This is a genomic window from Amycolatopsis sp. w19, from assembly GCF_051373225.1.
GTDB lineage: Bacteria > Actinomycetota > Actinomycetes > Mycobacteriales > Pseudonocardiaceae > Amycolatopsis > Amycolatopsis japonica.
The window spans coordinates 484,443-498,822 of sequence record NZ_JBPQFM010000001.1 but is presented as its reverse complement, the minus strand read 5'-3'; the positions used below and the strand labels follow the sequence as shown (position 1 = coordinate 498,822).

The following is a 14,380-nucleotide window of genomic DNA, read 5'->3' as shown; positions in this document are numbered from 1 at the left end:
CGCCGTGATTTCGGCGCGCTCATCCGCGAACAGGCTCCGCTTGGCTTAGTAAGACCGCTCAGCTGGCGTTCTTCTGCGCCTGCTCGGCCGGAGCGGGCGTGGCGGCCTGCTGCTTCTTGAGCTCGTCGAGCTGACGCTGGAGGTCGGCGACCTGCTTGTCCTGCGCGTTCGCGGCGGGCGCGGGCGTGGTGGCCTGCGGCAGCTGCTTGGTCTCGACCTCTTCGGTCTCGGCGGCCTTGTCCTTGTCCCCGGCCATGTCCTTGGTCTCGGCCTTGAAGATCTTCATGGACTTGCCGATGGACCGCGCGGCGTCCGGAAGCCTCTTGGCGCCGAACAGCAGAACAACGACGAGCACCAGGATGATGATGTGCCACGGCTGCAGCGCGTTCATCGTTTGCGGCCTCCTTCTCGAGTCTGTCGTAGGTGATGTTACCGGTCTTCGGGCTCGCGTCGTTGCGCGATCGCCACGCGGAGCGCGGCCGACCTGGCACGAAGAAGCCCTGTCCGTTTTCGGGTGTTCGTAGCCACCATGCTCACCGTATGGGTGAGCACGCGCAAGACTCTGCGTAATTTGATTAGCAGAACGAAGAGCAGGATCAGCCCGGCGACGGCGAGCGCGATGCTCGGCAGGTACGACACGGCGTCACCCTACTGCTCGTAGGTTGACGTTAGGTGACGAACCCGGGCCAGCGCGTCGGCCGCTCGTCGACGAACTGCCTCTCCCAGCGCGGCCGGGCTCTCGACCTGCGCGTCCCCGCCGAGACCGAGGAGCAGCCGGACCATCCAGGACTCGTCCGCGTAGCGCATCCGGATGCGCAGCCGTCCGCCGTCGAGCTCGTCGAGCTCCTCGCAGGGGTAATACTCGGCTACCCAGCGTGTGTCGGGATCGAGGACGAGGACGGCTTCCTGCTGGTCGGGACGCGGCCGGAAAACACCATCGGAAATGTCAGTGGGCCGGGCGTGTGCCGGCGGGACGGCGGGTTCGTCGAGCACGGTCAGTTCGTCGATGCGGTCGAGCCGGAACAACCGGACGCCCTCGGCGCGGCGGCACCACGCTTCGAGGTAGCCGACCGCCTGGACGATGAGCAACCGCATCGGATCGACGGTCCGTTCGGTGATCTCGTCCTTCGACGCGGTGTAGTACCGGATCCGTAGCGCGCGCTTCGCGGTGAGCGCGGCCCGGACGGCTTCGCGCGTCCCGGCGGTCTTCTTGCCTTCGCGCACTCCCCCGCCGACGACGATCCCCGACGGCTGCGCCTGACCCGCGGCGGCTTCGATTTTCGCGATGGCGCGGCGAACGGCGTCGGCGTCGACCACTCCGGGTGTCTCGGCCAAGGCCCGCAGCGCGACGAGCATCGCCGTCGCTTCGCCGCCGGTGAGCCGCAGCGGGCGGTTCATGCCGGCGTCGTGCGTGACGACGATCGTGTCGCCCTCGAAGGAGAGGTCGATCAGGTCGCCAGGCCCGTAGCCGGGCAGCCCGCACATCCACAGCAGTTCGAGGTCCTTGCGCAGCTGTTTGGGAGTGACGTCGAAGTCGTGGGCGGCGTCGTCGATCTTGATCCCGGGCCTGGCGAGGAGGTAGGGCACGAGCGCGAGCAGGCGCGGCATCCGTCCGGTGGTGCTCATCGGGCACCACCGGCGTGCGCGATGGCTTCGAGACGGCTGAAGACCGACTTCGCGAGGACGTCGGGTTCGAGGACGAGGACGTCCGGGCCGTGGGCGGTGAGCCAGTCCGCGGCCGATTCCGGGTAGTACAGCTCGATCTCCACGAGGTCGCCTTCTTCTCCCCCGGCGTCGCTGCGGCCGACCACCCGGCCGCGGCGGCGGACCCCGGCGGCCCGGCCGTCGGCGACCCAGACACTGGCGATGGTCGGCGCGGACGGGTCCTCGCCACTACTGGCGGAGACCATCTTCAGCAGGTTGACCCCTTCCGGACGTTCGACGACGCCGGTTTCCCCGAAGGCGTCGACTTTCCCGGTCACGCGCGAGAGACGGAAACAGCGGGACGCGCCACGGTCCCTGTCATGCCCGACGACGTACCAACGGCCCTTCCACGACACCACGCCCCACGGTTCGAGGGTGCGGATCTTGCGCTCGGCCGAACCACTGCGGCGGTACTCGAAGCGCACCGCCTGTCCGGCTTGGACGGCGGCCAGCAGCGGCCCGAACGCCGGTTCGGCCCGGACACGGGGTTCGACGACGGTCGGGGCGTGGTCGTCGACCTCGACCCCGGCCGCGCGGAGTTTCACCAACGCGCCTTGGGCTTCGCCGGTCAGTTCCGGCGAATCCCAGAGCCGGACGGCGAGCCCGACCGCGGTCGCTTCGTCGGGCGCGAGGTCGATCTCGCCGAGTTCGTAGTCGCGGCGCGCGATGCGGTAGCCGTCGATCGCGTCGAACGCGGAATTGCGGCCGGTCTCCAGCGGGATGCCGAGCTCGCGCAGTTCGGTCTTGTCGCGCTCGAACATGCGGAAGTACGCCTCGTCGCTGGCCGCGTCGGCGTATCCGGGCACGATGCCGCGGATCCGCTCGGCGGTGAGGTACTGCCGGGTGGACAGGAGGGCAAGAACCAGGTTGACCAGACGTTCGGCGCGTGCGGTGGACACCCGGCTACCCTAGCCCGCGCCGTCCGACCCGATGGTGACAGCCGCCGATCGCGCGTCGTAACGATCCCTGGCGGTCTCGACCTCGTCGAACCGGGTCTCGGCCCAGTCCTTGATCCCGGCCAGCAGCTGCCGGAGACTCCGGCCGAGTTCGGTCAGTTCGTAGTCCACCCGCACCGGCACGCACGGAGTGACGGTGCGGGTCAGCAGGCCGTCCCGCTCCAGGGTCCGCAGGGTCTGCGTGAGCATCTTCTGGCTGACTCCGGCGATCCGGCGGGCGAGATCGCTGTAGCGCTGGGGCCCGTCGCCGAGCGCCACGAGGACGAGACTGACCCATTTGCCCGAAACCTCGTCGAGCAGTTTCCGGGCGGGACAGGCCGCGAGATAGGCGTCGTAAGCCCGTTTCTCGTCGTCTCGCCGTTCCTGTGCCGTGCGCGTGACCACGTGCGCGTACCTCCGTGTGGGTTGGGCACCTCGAAGTGCGTACTTCCCGATGGAGAGTAACTCCCCATACGTTCGCGGGGAACGATCCCTTGGAGGAGAAACGATGCGTGCAGTGGTGGTCCGCCGGTTCGGCGGCCCGGAAGTCCTGGAGTTCGCCGAAGTCCCGGTGCCCGAACCGGGACTCGGGCAGGTACGGGTGAAAGTGGCCGCGGCCGGCGTCAACCCGGTCGACGCCGGGACCCGGTCGGGGTTCCTGACCGAGGCAGGGATCGTCCCGCCGCGTGAGGTACTCGGGCTCGGGTGGGACGTGGCGGGGACGGTCGACGCCGTGGGCGACGGGGTCACCGGATTCACCACCGGCGACAGCGTGATCGGTCTGCGGGACCGGCCGTCGGCGGCGCTCGGCACATACGCCGAGTTCGTCGTCCTCGACGCGGACGCGCTCGCCGCGGCACCGCGGACGGCGTCTCCCGAGGAGGCCGCGACCCTGCCGTTGAACGGTCTCACCGCGGTCCAGGCGCTCGATCTTCTCGATCTCCCGCCGGGAGCGACGGTCATGGTGACCGGTGCGGCGGGGGCCGTCGGCGGCTACGCGGTCACGTTGGCCAAGGCACGCGGCTTCCGGGTGGTCGCGGTCGCCGGTTCCGCCGACGAGGCACTGGTCCGCGGGTTCGGCGCGGAGATTTTCGTGCCCCGTGGGGATTTCCTCGCCGATCGCGTGCGGGCGGTGATCCCCGGCGGTGTCGACGCCGCACTGGACACGGCCCTGCTCGGGCTCGAAGCCCTGGACGCGGTGGCGAGCCGTGGCCGGTTCGTGGTGTTCGCGGCCGGAGCGGCGCCGATCCCCTTGCGTGGCATCACGGTCGAGCATGTCTGGATCCGCGCCGACGGCGCCGCACTCACCGGATTGGCGGCCATGGTCGACGACGGCACGCTCGTCCTGCGGGTCGCGGACACCCTGCCGTTGAGTGAGGCGGTGAAAGCCCACGAACTCCTGGCGACGGGCGGCCTCCGCGGACGACTGGTTCTCATAAGTTGACGCTTAATTAAGTCCACGGTTATCTTCGCTTCATGGACAACGACGTGACCCGGCTCGAACTCCGGCGCGAGTACCCGGACCCGATCGAAGACGTCTGGTCGGCGCTCACCGAATCCGAGCGCACGGCGCGCTGGATCGGCCCGTGGACGGGCGAGGCGGGGGTCGGCAGCACGATCATGCTGACGATGACCGCGGAGGAGGGCTCTGAGCCGGGGCCCGCCGTCATCCGCGAATGCGACCCGCCGAAGCGGCTGGTGATGGATCTGGGCGTGACCGATCAGCCCCCGTGGCGGGTCGAGCTGACTTTGGCCGAGCGCGGCGACGGAACGGTGCTCGACTTCGTGCACCTGCTGTCCAAGACCGACTGGGACACCTCGGACATCCTCAAGGGCTGGCATTTCTACCTCGACCGGCTGGGCGCCGCGCTCGTGGGCGAACCGGCGCCGGAGTGGGACACCTACACGCCGCCTAGCTTGGAGGCATGAACGATCGAGTACTGCTGATCACCGGCGCCTCCCGTGGTCTCGGCGAAGCCACCGCACGCCGGGCCGCGGCCGCCGGTTTCCGGCTGGCGTTGATCGCCCGCGACCGCGAGGCACTGCTCCCGCTCGTCGCCGAGTTCGGCGAGGATCGCGCTCTCGCGCTCGCGGCCGACGTCACCGACTGGGGTTCGCTGGCCGCGGCGGTCGAAACGGTGAAGGACACCTTCGGCAGGCTGGACGCGGTGTTCGCCAACGCTGGACAGAGCGTCGTGGTCTCGTTCTTCGGCGACGGCGGCGCGGACCCGGAACAGTGGCGGGACATGGTGCTGACGAACGTCTACGGCACCGCCCTGACCGCGCGGGCGACCCTGCCGTCGCTCGCGGAATCGAAGGGACACCTCGTGCTCACCGGCTCGGTCGCCGGGCGCTACCACCGGCCGGGGAACCTCTACTCGGCGACGAAATGGGCGGTGACCGGGCTCGCCGGCTCCATCCGCGAGGAGGCCGTCGGCACCGGCGTCCGGGTCACGGTCGTGCAGCCGGGCCTGGTCGACACCTCGATGATCCCCGAGGACTCGAAGTCCAAGCCGAAATTGGAGCCCGACGACATCGCGAGGGCGGTGCTCTACGCGCTGGAGCAGCCGCCCTCGGTCGACGTCAACGAGATCGTGGTCCGCCCGACCGGCCAGCTCCGCTAGCGCGGCAGCAGCGACTCGGCCAGCCGCCGCCAGTGCGGCATGGCCGACTCGCCGGGTTCGACACCGATGACCTGGACTCCGACATGGTCGGCGCCGGCGTCGAGGTGCCCGTGCAGTTTCGCGACGATGGTGTCGAGGTCGCCCCAGAACACAAGGTCGTCGACGAGCCGGTCGCTGCCGCGGCCGCCGTCGATGTCGGCTTCGGTGTAGCCGAGACGACGGAACTTGGCGACGTTGTACTCCGACGTCAGGTAGTCGTGCAGGTGTTCACGGGCGATCTCGCGCGCCTTGCCCGGATCGGTTTCGAACAGCACGGCGTGCTCGACGCCGAGGAAGGCCTTCTCCCCCAGCACTTCCCTCGCCTGGGCGGTGTGCGGCACCGTCACGTGGTAGGTGTGCGCACCCTCGGACCGGTCGCGGGCCAGGCCGAGCATCTTCGGTCCGTACGCCGCGAGCAGCCGCTGGATCGGCACCTCGGGCAACGGGTTCGCACTGGTGACGGTGTCGAGTTCGTCGAGGTACTCGCTCATCGCGTCGAGCGGCTTGACGCCAGGCTGCGCGCCACCGAAGCCGAGCCCCAGGACATGCCTGCCGGGATACGCGTCGGCGAGCAGGAGCGCCGCGCCATGGGTCCAGCGCGCGCCACGGGAGCCGATGCGCGCGATCCCGTTGACCACGGCCATGCGCTCGGTGGACGCGAGCAGGAATCCGGCGTGGGTCAGCGCTTCACGTCCGTCCCGTTCCGGGATCCAGATCGCGGGCCAGCCGAGTTCGTCCAGTTCCCGTACCGAATCCCGCAGCATGCTCGCGGGCTGATCCTCGAAGTCGAACGTCCAGATCCCGAAACGCCCCAGTTCCATCTGTCTCTCCTCAGGTCGAGTCCAACATATCGAAGTATCGCAGATTCTCGATATGTTATTCCCGGTGAGGTCAGATGGAGCGTCCGAGCAGGTCGACGAGCTGCGCGATCCGCCGCTCGTCGCGACGGTAGTGCGTCCACTTCCCCACCCGAGTGGACTCGACGAGCCCGGCGCGCTGCAGCAACGCCATGTACGCGGACACCGTGGACTGCGCGAGCCCCAGCTTGGCCTGGAGATGACTGACGCAGACGCCGACCTCGTTCTGGTCGGCGATCGCCTTCTCCGGCGGGAAATGGCGGTCCGGCTCGCGCAGCCACCCGAGCACCTGGAGCCGGATCGGGTTGGCGAGCGCCTTCAGCACCTCGACCAGCTGCTCGGTGGTCTGCGGGACCGGTTCGGCTTGTGCGGTCATAGTCCTTCGAGCTTAGGCCGTCCCGAGGCGCGCGGCCCGCCCCTTCGCCCCGCTCGCCCAGCACGCACCGCGGGCGCAGTCGACGGAGTCCAGCGATCCGGTGTCGAACGACTTCCAGTGGCGTCCGCCGTCCGGGCTCAAGTCGCTTCCGCCGGGGCCGACGGCGAGCACCGTGTTCCCCAGCCAAGCCAGGCCTGAGCGGTACCCGACCGGCGCCTCGGACGGCGTCCGCCAGGTGCGGCCCTTGTCCGCGCTGAGCGCGACCGCCGGGCCGGGCGCGTTCGGCGCCGCGTAGTCGCCGCCGATCGCCACGCCGTGCCGCGGATCCCGGAAGGTCACCGAAAAGACGCCCGCGGACGCGCCGCTGGGCAACGGGGTGTCGGCCGCTTCCCAGGTCTTCCCGCCGTCGCCGGAATGCAGGACCCGGGCGCGGGCACCGCCGCCGGTGGCGATCCAGGCGTCACGCGGACCCGACGTCGTAAGGCATTGGCCGCTGGCGGCGAAGCCGAACTCGCCGTCGAGCGCGGGCACCATGCCCTCGGCGGGTACGGGTTTCCAGGTGCGGCCGCCGTCCGAAGTGGACTGCAGCCGGAACTTGCCGTCCACCGGATCGCTCATCGCGAGACCGCGCCGGTGGTCGAAGAACGCGAGACAGTCGTAGAAGGCGGCCGGTTCGCTGTTCTGGAAGGACAGTCGCCAGCTCGCGCCGCCGTCGTCCGTGCGGTAGATCCGCGACGCGTCGCCGGGCCCGATCGACAGGGCGACCGCATGCTCGGCGTCGAAGGCCTCGATGTCGCGGAAGTCGAGCGCCTCGGTACCGGCCGGAGCGACAGGCTTCCAAGTGCGTCCGCGGTCCGTGGTGCGCAGGATGGTGCCCCTGCTGCCACTGACCCACGCCGTACGGGAATCCACCGCGGAGAGACCGCGAAGCTGCGCGTCCGTGCCCGTCGGGGTCTCCACCCACGCGGGATCGGGGCAGTCCGGCGCGGCGTGCGCGACGCCGGTGAACGCCAGCGGGACGACCGCTCCCAGCAGGACCAGCAACGCACGGCGCATCGGCGCACCTCTCCCTCGGTCGAAGAATCGCGCGGGTCACCCTAGCCCGGCCGGCGGCGACGTGGCGAGACCCGAGTCAGCCGGATTCCCGTGCAAGGTGCTTCCGCACCTTCTCGACGGTCGGGAAGAGCAACCGGTGAGCGACGACGAGGTTCACGATCATGAGAATCGTGGCGAGAACCGGCAAGAGTGCGTACATGACGACGCCGGGCGTCACCTCGATGCGATCCTGCGAGTCGTACCGCCCGGAACCCGCGACCTCGCTCAGATGAAAAACCAAGAAGATGCAGGTGCCGAAGACCGCACCAGCGAGCGTGCCCCCTTCGACTCCACGCACCAGGATCGCACTCTTGTTCCTGACGTAGCCGGTAGCGACGTGCAACCAGGACGTCAACATCGCAATCCCCGAGCCGAATAGGCAAGCAGCCACAAGGAGGCCCATGATGACGGTTATCCTACTGGTCAAATAGTTATAGGAAGGATGAATATTGTATCCTTCTATCGGCAACACGACGGCGATCGCAATGCCGATGGCGGCCGTGCCCGCCCCCAGACTCGTTGCAATTTCACGTATTCTGCTGATCATGCCGGGCGGGAGCCAGCGATAAGGCTCCGTCGGCCACACGGTCGGGTATGTCACGAATTCCGCTTCCAGTCGGATGAATGCGACATCGAGCCCGTATCGGTCCTCGGCCAGGTGGACCCGAGCGAGTTGACCTTGTCGAGAATCGCGGTCTGCTCCACGGCGATACTGTTCGTGAGCGTGTCCACTGCGCTGATGGTGGTGAAGATCGATGCGATTCCAGCCCCGATCGCGCCGACCAGGATGGCGATCGCCGCCGGGATCCCGACCACGGTAATCGCGCTGAGGATGGCCACCAAGATGGCGATGAGCAGGGCGGCCAAGGTGCCGATTATCTGGGTCCAGAAGCTGTCGAGACCGTTGGCGAGGTTGACGAGCGAGTTCCGGATCTGCAGCCCCAGATCCTTGAGCGAGTTCAGCCCCGCGACCTGGGCGGGCACAGTGGCCTTGTACGTCTCGGCCGCCTTGCCACTCCATTCGATATTCGTCTTGAGCTTGTCCAGAGAGACCGAACCGGCGATCTCGCCGATGCTGTTACCGATCCGATCGGACCATTCGGCGGCCACTCGCCTCAGCTTGGCGGGGTCACCGATGTTGGTCGTGAACCTGTTGATCGCGTCCCAGAACTCCGTCATCTTCGCGTTCAGCGCGTTCATGCCCGGCGGACAGGTTCGATCAAGTCCGAAAGGATGTCCGGCACCCAGCTCATCACATCGTTCACTTTGTCGAACAGCTCACGGATCTTGTCTTCGATTTCACGAAGCTTTTCCATCGACTGATCGATGACCGGATTGGCTCCAGCGGTCGTCATGGTGGATTCCCCTCGGAGGTGTCGCTAGCCTCGGCCGGCACGATCGATGTCGAGTACATGCTGGTCCTCGTCGTGGGCATACCGATCGGCCGCCGCTCGCAAGGAGGTGGACAGTGCGCGGAAATTGCTTCCTGCCTGGTCGATCATGTCCTGAATGAGGGCGCGGGCCTGGTTGTATTGCTTGTCGAGCCCTTTCGCCGCCGCGTAGGACATGACGTCATCCGGCGTCAAGCCGAGTGGGTCGATCGCCGCGCGAGGAGGGGCGAGATCGTCCGCGGCGGCGTCCCACAGGTCCGCGTCCGAACGAAGCGCGTCCAGCGCCAGCGCGATGTCGTAGGCGTCCGCCATTACGGCTGCTCCTTGCTGATCGACGGTTCGAGACCGACACGACGGGCCATCCGATGCGGGTCGAAGAGCAACCCCATGATCTCGGCGATCGCGGGGCCCTGCGGGCCGTCGGAGAGGCCTGGCGGGACGCTGGCCCCTCGAAGCTGACGGAGAACGTCGAGGACTTCACTCTCGATCTCACCCGCACGCACCTGCGCCACCCACGACGGGTCGATTTCCATGGCGACGATCTGCCCGTTGACCACTGTGCCGCGGACATGGCCACCGCCGCTCTCAGCGGTGATGCGACGGTCGACGACCGCGGCGGCCTGTTGGGTGAACCGGGCCAACTCGGCGGTCGCGGCCTCCACGAGCCGGAGCATGTCTTGAGTTCCGAGAGGCGACTCGTCGGCGGTGGACGCGAGTGTCGCGCCGAAGGTCGGCATGGCAGGCGGGTTACGGGCCACATCGTCCACTTGCCGGGCCAAAGCAGCGATGGTGGCGGTGTTCGCAGCGGCTACTACAGCACTGGGCAGTCCACGCGGATCGACCGAGTGTTTCCATTGCTGGGCGAGAACCACCGAAAGGACGTCAGCCTCCGGTGACACGACCACGGTGACGACACCGTCCTGGTCCTGACCGCTGATCCGGTCTTCCTCGGGGACCGGATGGGTGTAGGACGACTTCGGCGGATCGTCGTCCTGTTCCAGTTCGTCCTCGAAAGCCCACCGATCGTCGTCCATCCTCGCCCTCCCCGGCTCAGAACCCACAGCGACGTCCACGGTACCTGGAGTGACAACCGCGTGTCGGCCGGTTCTGAGCCGGGTGTCGATCAGAGCGAGGAGATGAGCCTCTCGACGCGTTCGTCCACCGAACGGAACGGGTCCTTGCACAGCACGGTCCGCTGCGCCTGGTCGTTCAGCTTGAGGTGCACCCAGTCCACGGTGAAGTCGCGCCCGGCGGCCTGCGCGGCGGCGATGAAGTCACCACGCAGCTTCGCCCGCGTGGTCTGCGGCGGGGTGTCCTTGGCCAGTTCGATCTCGCCGTCGTCGGTGACCCGCCGCACGAGCCCCTTCCGCTGCAGCAGGTCGAAGATGCCGCGGCCACGCCGGATGTCGTGGTAGGCCAGGTCGAGCTGGGCGATCCGCGGGCTCGACAGATCGAGGTCGTGCTTGTTGCGGTAGCGCTCGACCAGCCGGTGCTTGATCGCCCAGTCGATCTCGGTGTCGATCTTGCTGAAGTCCTGCTGCTCGACCGCCTCCAGCGCCCGGCCCCACAGCTCGACGACGCGTTCGGACTGCGGCGACGAACCCGTCTCCTTGACGTGCTGGACGGCGCGGGCGTGGTACTCGCGCTGGATGTCCAGCGCCGACGCCTCGCGGCCGCCGGCGAGCCGCACCTGGCGGCGGCCGGTGAGGTCGTGGCTGATCTCGCGGATGGCCCTTATCGGGTTGTCCAGCGTGAAGTCGCGGAACTGGACGCCGGCCTCGATCATCTCCAGCACCAGGTTCGCCGAGCCCGCCTTGAGCATCGTGGTCGGCTCGGCCATGTTCGAGTCGCCGACGATCACGTGCAGGCGCCGGTAGCGCTCCGCGTCGGCGTGCGGCTCGTCGCGGGTGTTGATGATCGGCCGCGAACGCGTGGTGGCGCTGGAGACGCCTTCCCAGATGTGTTCCGCTCGCTGGGACAGGCAGTACACGGCGCCGCGCGGCGTCTGCAGCACCTTGCCCGCGCCGCAGATCAGCTGCCGGGTCACGAGGAACGGCAGCAGCACGTCGGCGATCCGCGAGAACTCCCCGGCACGGGTCACCAGATAGTTCTCATGGCACCCATAGGAGTTGCCCGCCGAGTCGGTGTTGTTCTTGAACAGGAAGATGTCGCCGCCGATGCCCTCGTCGGCCAGCCGCCGCTCGGCGTCGACCAGGAGGTCCTCGAGGATGCGCTCACCGGCCTTGTCGTGCGTGACGAGCTGGACGAGGTCGTCGCATTCGGCCGTCGCGTACTCGGGGTGGGAGCCCACGTCGAGGTAGAGCCGCGAGCCGTTCGACAGGAAGACGTTCGACGAACGCCCCCAGGACACGACACGCCGAAACAGGTAACGCGCCACTTCGTCCGGGGAGAGCCTGCGTTGCCCGTGAAAGGTGCACGTGACCCCGTACTCGGTCTCGATGCCAAAGATCCGCCGCTGCATCCCACCAGAGTAGGCGGTGAGGACCCACTGAAGGTGCGCCGTTCGGGCGGCGACACGCGGTCGGTACGTTGCATTCGGTGAAAGGTGTGCGGGAAGTCCCGATCGGGTATCACGCGCATGACGTCCCGGCCCGGAAGTGGGGAACCCGTGTTAAAGCAGCTCAAACGCCCTTTCCGCAAGGTCGGACGGACCGATCGGCGGCTGATGGCCCGCAGTGCGGCCCTGCCGAGGACCAGGGCCGACGACGTGATCACCTCACTCTCCAAAAGTGCGGACAAGTCCAAACTCTGGTGGTGTGTCGCGATCGCTCTCGCCGCGAAGAAGGGTCCGACGCGCCGGGGTGCGCTCCGCGGCGTGGCCGCCATCGCCGGGGCCAGCGCGGCGGCGAACCTGATCGGCAAGCCGCTGTTCCCGCGCCGCCGTCCCGCCGCCGAGGAGGTGCCGATGCACCGGCGCCTCGTCCGGCGCCCGACTTCGTCGTCGTTCCCGTCCGGACACTCGGCGTCGGCGGCCGCCTTCGTCACGGCCGTCGCGATGGAATCGCCCAAGACGGGCGCCGCCCTCGCACCACTGGCCGCCGCGGTCGCCTATTCCCGGATCCACACGGGCGTCCACTGGCCCAGTGACGTCGGGGTGGGGATCGGCATCGGCGTCGGCGCGGGCCTGCTGACGCGGCATTGGTGGCCGCTGAACGACGACGTCCCCGGCCGCACCGCGCACACCGCCGAGGCGCCCGAAATGCGCGACGGCGAGGACATGCTCGTCCTGGTCAACCCGCATTCGGGGATCGACGGCCAGGACCCGACCGAGGAAGCCCGCTTCGCCTGGCCCAAGGCCACCATCCTGTACCCGGACGCGAAACGGGACCTGCGCGATCAGCTCTGCGACGAGATCGCCGCCCGCGACAACACCGTGCGCGCGCTCGGTGTCGCCGGTGGCGACGGGACCGTCGCCGCGGTGGCCGCCGTCGCGGCCGACCACGACCTGCCGCTCGCGCTCATCCCGGCGGGCACCCTCAACCATTTCGCCCGCGACGTCGGCATGCGTTCGATGCCCGACGCGGACGCCGCGACCGAAGCCGGCAACGCCGTCGGAGTGGACCTCGGCGAGGTCGAGATCAACGACGACGATGACCACCGCTACTTCGTCAACACCGCCAGCCTCGGCGGCTACCCGGAGATGGTCCGCATCCGGGAAAAGCTGCAGAAGCGGCATCCGAAGTGGCCGTCCGCGGCGATCGCGCTCGCCCGCACCCTCCGGCGTGCGAAGCCGCTCGAAGTGACCCTCAACGGCAAGCACACCAGCATCTGGCTGCTGTTCGTCGGCAACGGCACCTACTCGCCGAAGGGCTTCGCGCCCTCACGCCGCCCAGCCCTCGACACCGGTCTTCTCGACGTGCGCTACCTGCGCGCCGACCTGCCGTATTCGCGGGCGCGGTTCATCCTCGCGACGATCACGAACAGCCTCAACGCCAGCCACGTCTACCAGGAGCTCGACGTCCCGGAGCTGCACGTCCGGCTGCTCAACGGCAACCGCCGGGTCGCCACCGACGGCGAGGTCGGCCCGCTCGGCAACGACTTCCGCTTCCGGTCCCGGCCCAGCGCGCTCACCATCTACCGGCTCTAATTACCGAGCAGCGCGGTACCCAGGGGCGTCAGCGCGTGCAGCACGGCGTTGCGGTCCCGTTCGGTGGTGATCAGCCCCGCGCGCCGCAACACGGCGGCGTGCTTACTGGCCGCCGACGGGGTCACGCCCAGCCGGGCGGCCAGCTCCGACGTGCTGCAGCCGACCGCCAGGACCGCCAGTGTCGCCGCCCGCGTCGGGCCGAGCAGGTCGGCGAGGGCGGTGTCCGGCGATCTCCGCACGTCGCGGCCGTATCCGGTCGACGGGGCCGCCTGCCGCACCGAGGGGTAGAGCAGCCGGACCGGTGATCGTCCCGCCGCCGGGACGATCACCGGGCACACCGCGAAGTACGTCGGCGAGATGATCAGCCCGCCGCCGTCCGCGCCGTAGGAACCGACGATCCCGTCGCCGACCTCCAGCACCGGCGAAGCCCAGCGCACCAGCGGCCGCAGACTCGTGAGCATCGCGTCGGCGCCTTCGTGCAGGAGCAGTTGCGCCCGCATCCCCCGGTCCGCGTCCACCTGTGCGCGCGCCGGCTCCCAGCCCGGCGCCAACGACAGTTCGAAGTAGTCCTGCATCGCCTGGACGAGCTTCGGCAACCCGGCCGTGTCCCCGTCCGGCAATCCCGCCGCCCACGACGGCAGCTCCCGGTTCACCGGGAAATCCCGCAACGCCGATTTCAAGCACAGCGGGTCGGTGCGGGCGACTTCCGCGAGCCCCGCCTCCAAACCACTTTCGTCCACGCCCGGTACGAGGAACGCCGGAATCGGCGCATACGGGCGACACAACCACAACAGCACCGAAGCCGACTCCCCCAGTCCGAGCCGGACCCGATGCCGCCACCGGTTGAACAACGCCGAACCCGCGTCGCGCCGTTGCAGGATCTGCAGACTCGAAACCAGCTCGGCCAAGGGATCGGCTTCGGGCGCGAGCCGAACACGCGTCAGGTCCTGCAACGTCAGCTCGATGCGCACGGATGTCCTCGCCTTGCTCGAAGTCGTCGCCGTGTGATCGCGAGGCGCGCCATTCCGTTACATCGCTGAACAGCATTATTGCCGCTATCGGAAATCTCCTCGACGGCCGTGGTTCAGACCTGAATGATGTTCGGAGAAGGCCCGCTTCTCGGGGGTTTACGCGGAGCCTTCCACGAGGGGGATTCATCGGCTTGGCCTGCGGGCCGCGTTTCGTCGCGGCCTGTCGTCTTCCGCCGTTCCCCTTCACTCACTGGGAGAAAACGCTTTCCACAAAGGGGAA

Annotated in this window: 19 protein-coding genes; 4 read left to right on the top strand and 15 right to left on the bottom strand. The window is 68.5% G+C overall.

Annotated elements, in window-relative coordinates; translation table 11 throughout:
- Positions 1-58: 58 nt before the first annotated feature.
- Genes tatA through ACSMFO_RS02225 form a run of 5 tightly spaced genes read right to left on the bottom strand, consistent with a single transcriptional unit; the run spans position 59 to position 3,044 of the window.
- Entirely contained in the window at positions 59-391 is a 333-nt protein-coding gene (tatA, locus tag ACSMFO_RS02245) for a Sec-independent protein translocase subunit TatA (RefSeq protein ID WP_073842897.1), read from the bottom strand.
- Positions 392-429: 38 nt separating this feature from the next.
- Positions 430-639 carry a bacteriophage holin gene (locus tag ACSMFO_RS02240; protein ID WP_038513838.1) on the bottom strand — a complete coding sequence of 70 codons (210 nt, stop codon included), beginning with the start codon at positions 637-639 and terminating at the stop codon, positions 430-432.
- A 9-nt stretch (positions 640-648) separates the two neighbouring features.
- Positions 649-1,626, bottom strand: coding sequence for a helix-turn-helix transcriptional regulator (locus ACSMFO_RS02235; protein WP_436456656.1), 978 nt, complete (start codon positions 1,624-1,626; stop codon positions 649-651).
- A complete protein-coding gene (locus ACSMFO_RS02230; RefSeq protein WP_038513844.1) occupies positions 1,623-2,603 on the bottom strand; it encodes a helix-turn-helix transcriptional regulator in 981 nt (326 codons plus the stop codon). Before ACSMFO_RS02230 ends, ACSMFO_RS02235 begins: the two co-directional genes overlap by 4 nt.
- A gap of 9 nt (positions 2,604-2,612) precedes the next feature.
- Entirely contained in the window at positions 2,613-3,044 is a 432-nt protein-coding gene (locus ACSMFO_RS02225; protein WP_360089835.1) for a winged helix-turn-helix transcriptional regulator, read from the bottom strand.
- A 103-nt stretch (positions 3,045-3,147) separates the two neighbouring features.
- On the opposite strand from ACSMFO_RS02225, the gene ACSMFO_RS02220 reads away from it, so the two are divergent.
- Genes ACSMFO_RS02220 through ACSMFO_RS02210 form a run of 3 tightly spaced genes read left to right on the top strand, consistent with a single transcriptional unit; the run spans position 3,148 to position 5,263 of the window.
- Positions 3,148-4,083, top strand: coding sequence for an NADP-dependent oxidoreductase (locus ACSMFO_RS02220; RefSeq protein ID WP_436456655.1), 936 nt, complete (start codon positions 3,148-3,150; stop codon positions 4,081-4,083).
- A gap of 32 nt (positions 4,084-4,115) precedes the next feature.
- Positions 4,116-4,568 (top strand): SRPBCC family protein, encoded by a 453-nt coding sequence (locus ACSMFO_RS02215; protein WP_436456654.1) that lies wholly within the window; start codon positions 4,116-4,118, stop codon positions 4,566-4,568.
- Complete coding sequence (locus tag ACSMFO_RS02210) at positions 4,565-5,263, top strand: SDR family oxidoreductase (RefSeq protein WP_436456653.1); 699 nt, start codon at positions 4,565-4,567, stop codon at positions 5,261-5,263. The genes ACSMFO_RS02215 and ACSMFO_RS02210 overlap by 4 nt, the downstream gene beginning before the upstream one ends.
- Here ACSMFO_RS02210 and ACSMFO_RS02205 read toward each other — a convergent pair.
- The 9 genes from ACSMFO_RS02205 to pafA all read right to left on the bottom strand — a co-directional run bounded on the left by ACSMFO_RS02205 (position 5,260) and on the right by pafA (position 11,503).
- Positions 5,260-6,123, bottom strand: a complete 864-nt coding sequence (locus ACSMFO_RS02205; protein ID WP_436456652.1) for a TIGR03620 family F420-dependent LLM class oxidoreductase — start codon at positions 6,121-6,123, stop codon at positions 5,260-5,262. The two genes, ACSMFO_RS02210 and ACSMFO_RS02205, sit on opposite strands and share 4 nt — an antisense overlap.
- 70 nt (positions 6,124-6,193) lie before the next feature.
- Positions 6,194-6,535: an ArsR/SmtB family transcription factor gene (locus tag ACSMFO_RS02200; RefSeq protein ID WP_037337530.1), complete on the bottom strand. Its 342-nt coding sequence runs from the start codon at positions 6,533-6,535 to the stop codon at positions 6,194-6,196.
- A gap of 12 nt (positions 6,536-6,547) precedes the next feature.
- The gene (locus tag ACSMFO_RS02195) at positions 6,548-7,591 is read right to left on the bottom strand and encodes a WD40/YVTN/BNR-like repeat-containing protein (RefSeq protein WP_436456650.1); all 1,044 of its coding nucleotides are present in this window, start codon (positions 7,589-7,591) and stop codon (positions 6,548-6,550) included.
- A 76-nt stretch (positions 7,592-7,667) separates the two neighbouring features.
- On the bottom strand, positions 7,668-8,231 hold the full coding sequence (locus ACSMFO_RS02190) for a hypothetical protein (protein WP_436456648.1): 564 nt from the start codon (positions 8,229-8,231) through the stop codon (positions 7,668-7,670).
- Positions 8,228-8,830 (bottom strand): hypothetical protein, encoded by a 603-nt coding sequence (locus ACSMFO_RS02185; protein ID WP_436456647.1) that lies wholly within the window; start codon positions 8,828-8,830, stop codon positions 8,228-8,230. Before ACSMFO_RS02185 ends, ACSMFO_RS02190 begins: the two co-directional genes overlap by 4 nt.
- On the bottom strand, positions 8,827-8,985 hold the full coding sequence (locus tag ACSMFO_RS02180) for a hypothetical protein (RefSeq protein WP_436456645.1): 159 nt from the start codon (positions 8,983-8,985) through the stop codon (positions 8,827-8,829). Before ACSMFO_RS02180 ends, ACSMFO_RS02185 begins: the two co-directional genes overlap by 4 nt.
- Before the next feature lie 24 nt (positions 8,986-9,009).
- The gene (locus ACSMFO_RS02175; protein WP_436456643.1) at positions 9,010-9,333 is read right to left on the bottom strand and encodes a hypothetical protein; all 324 of its coding nucleotides are present in this window, start codon (positions 9,331-9,333) and stop codon (positions 9,010-9,012) included.
- Entirely contained in the window at positions 9,333-10,055 is a 723-nt protein-coding gene (locus ACSMFO_RS02170; protein ID WP_436456641.1) for a hypothetical protein, read from the bottom strand. Before ACSMFO_RS02170 ends, ACSMFO_RS02175 begins: the two co-directional genes overlap by 1 nt.
- Before the next feature lie 89 nt (positions 10,056-10,144).
- Positions 10,145-11,503, bottom strand: a complete 1,359-nt coding sequence (gene pafA, locus ACSMFO_RS02165) for a Pup--protein ligase (protein ID WP_037337524.1) — start codon at positions 11,501-11,503, stop codon at positions 10,145-10,147.
- A gap of 147 nt (positions 11,504-11,650) precedes the next feature.
- Here pafA and ACSMFO_RS02160 point away from each other — a divergent pair, with 147 nt between their 5' ends.
- Complete coding sequence (locus tag ACSMFO_RS02160; RefSeq protein ID WP_436456640.1) at positions 11,651-13,129, top strand: bifunctional phosphatase PAP2/diacylglycerol kinase family protein; 1,479 nt, start codon at positions 11,651-11,653, stop codon at positions 13,127-13,129.
- On the opposite strand, the gene ACSMFO_RS02155 is transcribed toward ACSMFO_RS02160, so the two are convergent.
- Positions 13,126-14,100, bottom strand: coding sequence for an ArsR/SmtB family transcription factor (locus ACSMFO_RS02155; RefSeq protein ID WP_436456639.1), 975 nt, complete (start codon positions 14,098-14,100; stop codon positions 13,126-13,128). The genes ACSMFO_RS02160 and ACSMFO_RS02155 overlap by 4 nt on opposite strands.
- Between the last annotated feature and the right edge of the window lie 280 nt (positions 14,101-14,380).